This is a genomic window from Myroides sp. LoEW2-1, assembly GCF_009767705.1.
Classification (GTDB): Bacteria; Bacteroidota; Bacteroidia; order Flavobacteriales; family Flavobacteriaceae; genus Flavobacterium; species Flavobacterium album_A.
The window spans coordinates 22,981-30,248 of record NZ_WSPP01000008.1 but is presented as its reverse complement, the minus strand read 5'-3'; the positions used below and the strand labels follow the sequence as shown (position 1 = coordinate 30,248).

General features: G+C 34.3%; 4 protein-coding genes. All 4 read right to left on the bottom strand.

Annotated features, from left to right (window positions below; genetic code table 11):
• Positions 1-132: 132 nt before the first annotated feature.
• Genes GOQ24_RS00900 through GOQ24_RS00885 form a run of 4 tightly spaced genes read right to left on the bottom strand, consistent with a single transcriptional unit; the run spans position 133 to position 7,113 of the window.
• Positions 133-3,282, bottom strand: a complete 3,150-nt coding sequence (locus GOQ24_RS00900) for a type I restriction endonuclease subunit R (protein WP_160338931.1) — start codon at positions 3,280-3,282, stop codon at positions 133-135.
• 15 nt (positions 3,283-3,297) lie between these two features.
• Positions 3,298-4,530, bottom strand: coding sequence for a restriction endonuclease subunit S (locus GOQ24_RS00895; RefSeq protein ID WP_160338930.1), 1,233 nt, complete (start codon positions 4,528-4,530; stop codon positions 3,298-3,300).
• Positions 4,523-5,545 (bottom strand): virulence RhuM family protein, encoded by a 1,023-nt coding sequence (locus GOQ24_RS00890; RefSeq protein WP_160338929.1) that lies wholly within the window; start codon positions 5,543-5,545, stop codon positions 4,523-4,525. The genes GOQ24_RS00895 and GOQ24_RS00890 overlap by 8 nt, the downstream gene beginning before the upstream one ends.
• An 11-nt stretch (positions 5,546-5,556) precedes the next feature.
• Positions 5,557-7,113 carry a type I restriction-modification system subunit M gene (locus GOQ24_RS00885; RefSeq protein ID WP_160338928.1) on the bottom strand — a complete coding sequence of 519 codons (1,557 nt, stop codon included), beginning with the start codon at positions 7,111-7,113 and terminating at the stop codon, positions 5,557-5,559.
• Positions 7,114-7,268 lie beyond the last annotated feature (155 nt).

The window sequence follows — 7,268 nt, the reverse complement described above, 5'->3', positions numbered from 1 at the left end:
GTATATAATTCTGAGTAGAAATAAAAACAGCCTTCAATTTGAAGGCTGTAAATTAGGATAAGTTATATTTGAATTATGGTAAAAAGCAAATTTTTCTATCACTTAAAGTCTCATCTTCTTAATGATTTTCCTTTAGCTTATATTAAAAAAACGATCGAAATAAGCTTTCAATTTCTCCAATACCGTTTCCTTTTTCTTAGCTAAATCACCTGTCGGGGAGAATCTAGAAACAGGAGGGAGGATGCCTGCAAATGAAGTTCCTGCTGATTGGATTTCTCCGTTTTTGAAAGAATTATCTACAAATGTTTTGGTTTCTTCTTCTTTTAAGCGTTCTTCTTCAATAATTTTAATCAGTTCGGCTTCTTTTTGCTCTTTCACATAATTCTGCCAATCTTCATCTACATTGGATGATGGGGTTAACGAATCAACAAACTTTTCAATCAATTCTTTTTTGTTTCTCAGGTCGATGCTGGAATCAATTGCTTTTTGGATATTGACGATAATTTCTTTGTCTTTCTGATTGCTTTCATGGTATTTACGGATGAGCATCAAGATGTAGTCGATATTGATTTCTACTTGTTTAATCAATTCCATTTCAAACTCAATGTCATCAACTACATTTTCTCGATCGCCACCGCTTTGTCCTCTAAATTGGTTATACAATTCGATATACATACTGTGATAATCTTGATAATCTCTGTCAGATAAAATCTCTTTCCCAGTAAAATCATCAAAAGAACTTAGAATATTTCGAAGTTTTAAAATAGCACCGTAAAGACGGATAAATTCTTTTTGTGCTTCTTCTCCAAGAATGCGTACACCAATTGGGAATTTCTCCAAAAGCTCCTGAACTAAATCCTGATAACCTCTGATGTCTTTTTTACCATCGTTATAACCGTAATAATATTCATCAAAAGTTTTTAGCAAAACAATGCCACCTGCTTCTTTATTTCCAAAAAGTGCTAGAGCTTCGTTTGTATTCTCTTCTAAGTTTCGGAAACATACAATATTTCCAAAAGTCTTAATGGAATTTAAAATACGATTGGTTCTTGAAAAAGCTTGTAATAAACCATGCATTCGCAAGTTTTTATCTACCCAAAGTGTATTCAAAGTAGTTGCATCAAAACCAGTTAAAAACATATTCACCACGATTAATAAATCGATTTCTCGATTCTTCATACGCAACGAAACGTCTTTGTAATAGTTTTGAAATTTATCGGTCGATGTATCGTAATTGGTTTTAAATTCTAAATTGTAATCAATGATGGCGTGATCTAAGAAATCGCGATGCGATGCGCTCAGTCCTTCTGTTGATTCTGAATTTTCATCTTCAACGCCATCTTCTTCAGGATCATTTTGTCCGAAGCTGAATATTGTAGCAATTTTTAATTTACGTAGTTCTGGAACTTCTTTTTGCTGACGTTTAAATTCTTCATAATACAACTTAGCAGCATCAATAGATGAAACCGCAAAAATGGAATTAAATCCGCTCAGCCTTATTTTTTCTTTAATTTCTTCAATCTTATTGCGATCCTTAGCCGATGATACTTCATGCACATTGGCAAGTGTAGTCATGTAATATGGCTTTGAATTTCGCATTGTTTTTTGATCGAAATGTTCTAAAATATAGCTAACATTATTAGCGATATATTTGGGTGACAATAGAATCTTTTCACGATCTATATCTCGAACTTTTTGGTCTGTTATATCTTCTTTCTCTTTTATGGTTCGGATATAATCTACTCGGAAAGGCAATACATTTTTGTCCGAAATAGCATCTACTATGGTGTAGGTGTGTATCGCAGACTGATGATTGGTTTCAGGACAATTCGTCGGATCACCATGCAAATAACAACCAAATGCCTGAACCGTCGTTTTTAAGTGTGTTTTTCCTCCGCTGTTGGAATTTTTAGCAAAAATGGGCGTTCCTGTAAAACCAAACAGAAAGTATTTCTTAAATGCATTGGTAATCGATTCATGCATATCACCAAATTGCGAACGGTGGCATTCATCAAATATAAATACGACAGGTTTTCCGTAAATACGATGATTTTTCTGCTTCTTAATTAAGATTGATAGCTTTTGAATCGTTGTAATGATAATCTTTGCATTCGGATCATCTAATTGTTTTTTTAATACCGCTGTATTGGTGTTACTATTGGCTGCACCTCTTTCAAACTTATCATACTCTTTCATCGTCTGGTAATCCAAATCCTTTCGGTCTACTACAAAGATTACTTTCTCAATAAAAGGCAATTTACTTGCTAATTGAGCGGTTTTGAAAGAGGTTAAGGTTTTACCCGAACCTGTAGTGTGCCATATATAACCACCTGCATCAATGGTTCCGTATTTCTTGTAATTATTAGAAACATTGATTTTTTGTAAGATGCGTTCGGTGGCTACAATTTGATAAGGTCGCATGACTAATAACAACTTATCCGAAGTAAACACACAATATTTGGTAATGATATTTAGAATAGAATGTTTGGCAAAAAAGGTTTTTCCAAAATCCATTAAATCTAAAATAGGTGTATTGCTACCATCTGCCCACCATGAGGTAAACTCATAACTGTTGCTGGTTTTTGATTTCTTTGAACCTTGTTTTTCCTTTTCTTTTAAATGCGTATAGCGTGTGGTATTGCTGTAATATTTGGTTAATGTACCGTTTGAAATAACAAATAATTGTATAAACTGAAACAAGCCACTATCTGCCCAAAACGATTCTCTTTCGTAACGATCGATTTGGTTAAAGGCTTCTTGTAGCGAAACACCACGTTTTTTTAGTTCAATATGCACCATAGGCAAACCATTGACCAAAACGGTAACATCGTAACGATTGGCACGTTTCCCTTCAGCCGTCTCGTATTGATTAATGACTTGTAGCTTATTGTTGTGAATATTCTTTTTATCAATTAGATAAATATTGCGCAACGAACCATCTTCGCATTCTAAAGCCTGAATATAATCTTCTTGAATTAATCGGGTTTTATCTTCGATATTGCTGTTAGGATTAGATAATTTACCTTCAAAAAACTGTTTCCATTCTTTTTCTGTAAACTGATAATCATTAAGTTTTTCTAACTGTACACGTAAATTATCTATCAATTGCTGATTGCTTGTAATAGGCAAAAACTCATAGGCTTGCTTTTGTAGCAATTCTATAAAAGCTTTTTCTAACTCCGCTTCGCTTTGGTATTTTACTTCTCTTTTATATTCGGTAACGTATTCTGAAACTACGGTAGACTCTGAGTTTTCCGAAATAAGATTATAATTAATTGACATATACTTACATTCGATTTACTGAGCTACAGCGACTGGCTCAAACGTTAATAATTTTCCTCTATAATACTCATATTGTTGTCTGCGGGCTTGTATCTCTGCAGGTAAACCAGTTGATATACCATTGACCAAAGCATCAAATTTGTCTAAAATAGCAACAATGCGCTCTTGTTCATCTAATGGTGGAACTGGGATTTTAGCCTTTTCTAATCCTTTTGCATTAATTGCTGAAATTTTCCCAGATGAAATATGTCTTTTTATCTGATCATGGAAGAGTTTAGTTCTGGAAAAATAAGCTACAAATTTTGGATTTAACGAACTCTTGAAAGTGAAACAAGCATCATGGATTACTACATCTGAATCACCTAACCAAGCTGTTGCTTTACCAATATCTTCAATGGTTTCACCAGCAGCAACTATTACAACATCCCCTTTGTTTGCTACACGTAATTTCTTTGCTAATTCCTCGCTGATAAATGACTTAGATTCCTTTGCAAAAACATTATAATACGTATACATTTCACCATAATGAATGCACGGAAATCCCGATTCAATCATATCTGTTCTAACAAAACGCTTTCCTCTAATAAACTCACCAATATCCCCCAAAGCTTTCCATTCCACATCTTTGCCTTCAAACGAGAGCAATTGGTTACGGTAGTATTCGTATTGGCGCGTACGCGCCTCCAGCTCCGCCTCCAGCTCCGCCTCCAGCGCTGTAAATTTGTCTAAAATGCGAACAATTTCTTCTTGTACAGGAAGTGGTGGGATGGGAAATTCGTATTTCTTTAAACTATTTGTACTCACAATAGCAAAACCGCCCTCATTTACGTTAGACTTACACCATTTAGCAATTACAAACATGTAGTAAAAGAAAAATTTAATATTCAAAATATTGTCAAATTCCTGCTTTCTTACAAAATATGTAAATTGTTGATTGGCTAAAGATGGGACTGTAATTAAAGCATGTTCACCTATTGTAGCTGTGGTTGATAGAATAATTGAATTAGCAGGAAATAACCCGCCTCGCTTTACACCTTTTTTTGTAATATGTTGAATGGAATCATTTAATACTTTACCAGATAGTCTAATGTCTTCCAATCTAAACCAAGGAATATCTCCGTTTTCCCAATTTTCTTTATCATTTTTTGAAGGTGTATAGCCATTTTTTATATCAAATACCGATTCCAATGAATACCATTCCACCCCATCTGAACAATACTTCGCTATCAATTCATCTATCTTACTCATTGTTTTTTCCTTTTTGGGTTAGCTTTTTAATTGCTTTATCAAAATCCGAAACTATTTTTTGGGTTTTATTAAACTGGTCGTATTCCTTCTCTGCTTTAGCAATAGCTTGTTTATGCGATTTTGTTCCTTTACCTTCTAATACTTTAAATTCATTAAAATTTAAAAACTTATCTACACTGTTTGCCAAGCTTTCCATAGTAAAGGTGTTTTCTCGTTCAATCAGGTTTTCGATATAATCAAAATACGAGGTTACGGTACGTTCCAACTGTTTAATTTCTTTTTCTTCCAAATAATTTTTAGCTACCGAAGTGTCCAATTTTAAAATACGCCCGTCTGGAGCATTCTTCCAAGTAGTTAAACCCATGTTTTCTTTTTGAGCATCGGCTTTTTTATAAATAATTTCGGCTGCTGTATGTCCTGTTATGGCATAATGAAACTTATTTTGTACCATAGCATAGAAATTCTTGGTAATTTCTGATTGCGGATTATAATCGATACTGCACTCAGCAAAAATATCGGTAATCTGTTGGTATACTCTTCGCTCACTGGCACGAATAGAGCGAACTCTATCTAGTAGTTCACGAAAATAATCTTTTCCAAAAGCCGTTTTACCTTGTTTTAAACGTTCATCATCTATGACAAAACCTTTGGTTATAAACTCTTTTAAAGTATTGGTTGCCCAAATACGGAATTGCGTTGCTTTAGAAGAATTTACGCGATAACCAACGGAAATAATCGCATCAAGATTATAGAAATTGGTTTCTTTTGTTTGTTTTTTTTCTGCAATAGCACCATGTGGAGTGGTTGTTTCCATTTTGGAAATAACCAGTTGTTCGTCCAGCTCGCCTTCTTCAAAAATATTTTTTAAATGCTTACTGATTGCAGGTACCTTAACATCAAAAAGCTCTGCCATAGCCTTTTGTGTAAGCCAAATGGTTTCGTCTTTTACCACCACATTAATCTTGGTATTGAACTGTGGTGTGTTGTATAGTAAAAACTGTAATTCTTTATTCATAACTTCAGTTTTTATTTATTTTCTAAATCATTCACAATAGCATCAATAGCCGTGCGTAACTCTTGTTGCTTTATTACAATATCTTTAATGCGCTGATTTAATTCTACAATGTCTATTTTCTCTGTAGTATCTTCTTGTTCTACATAGCTACTTACAGCAATATTGTAATCGTTCTCTGCAATCTCACTGTTTTGTACTAAACGTGCAAAATGGTCGACACTTTCTCGAGAAATAAATGTACTTAAAATCTTTTTGCGGTTGTCGTCCGATAATTTATTCTTATTTCCTCCACGCACAAATTCGGCAGAAGCATCGATAAACAAGGTTGCATTATCTTTTTTGCTTTTCTTCAACACAATAATACAAGTCGCTATAGTTGTCCCAAAGAATAAGTCGGGTGGTAACTGAATTACTGCATCAACATAATTGTTGTCAATTAAGTATTTACGAATTTTTTGTTCTGCACCACCACGGTACAATACCCCAGGAAATTCAACAATAGCAGCTGTACCCGAAGTAGCTAACCACGAAAGCATGTGCATAGTAAAAGCTAAGTCGGCTTTGGATTTAGGTGCTAGGACGCCAGCAGGTGCAAAACGTGGATCGTTAATTAATAACGGATTGGCATCACCGTCCCATTTAATAGAATATGGTGGATTAGAAACAATGGCATCAAACGGTTCGTCATCCCAGTGCATGGGATCCATCAAGGTATCTCCATGCGCAATATTAAATTTCTCGAAATTAATATCGTGCAAAAACATATTGATCCGACAAAGGTTATAAGTGGTGATATTAGTTTCTTGACCATAAAAGCCTTGACGCACATTGTCTTTACCTAAAACTTTAGCAAACTTTAATAACAAAGAACCTGAACCACAAGCAGGATCATACACTTTATTTACTTCTGTTTTACCAACAACCGTAATTTCAGCTAATAACTCAGAAACCTCTTGAGGCGTAAAAAACTCACCACCTGATTTACCTGCATTACTAGCATACATGGTCATCAGGTACTCGTATGCATCACCAAAAGCATCAATATTGTTATCTTGATATTCGCCTAATTTTAGTCCAGCAATGGCATTAAGAATTTTGGCTAAACGAGCATTACGTTGTTCAACTGTACCACCTAATTTGTTGCTGTTCACATCCACATCGTCAAACAGTCCTTTTAAATCATCTTCACTGTCGGTGCCGTTAGCTGAGGATTCGATATCTTTAAAAATGCGATGTAAATCCACATTTAAATTTGGATTGTTCTCTGCATTTTTCTGTACGTTTTGGAATAATTCGGAAGGGAGAATAAAAAAACCTTTTTCAGAAACGGTATCTGTTCTACCAAATTCGGCATTTTCATCTGAAAGTTTCGCGAAATCGAAATCAGTATTCCCTGTTTCCCATTCTGCTTTATTGATATGTGTTGTTAAATTTTCTGAGATAAAACGATAAAATAAAATCCCTAAAACATAGGATTTAAAATCCCATCCATCAACACTTCCTCTTAAATCATTAGCAATCTGCCATATGGCACGGTGTAATTCGTCACGCTCTTGTTCTCTTGTCATTTGTAATAAAAATCTGATTTGCTTTATTTATAGGTTTGCCATTGGCTACCTTTATTAAGTGAGTTCTATTTTGAAAAATAAATAAAATTCAAAGGCTAAATATACAGCTAATAATATTGGGAGCCATTAGAAAACAAAGGAAAGTTATTCAACTA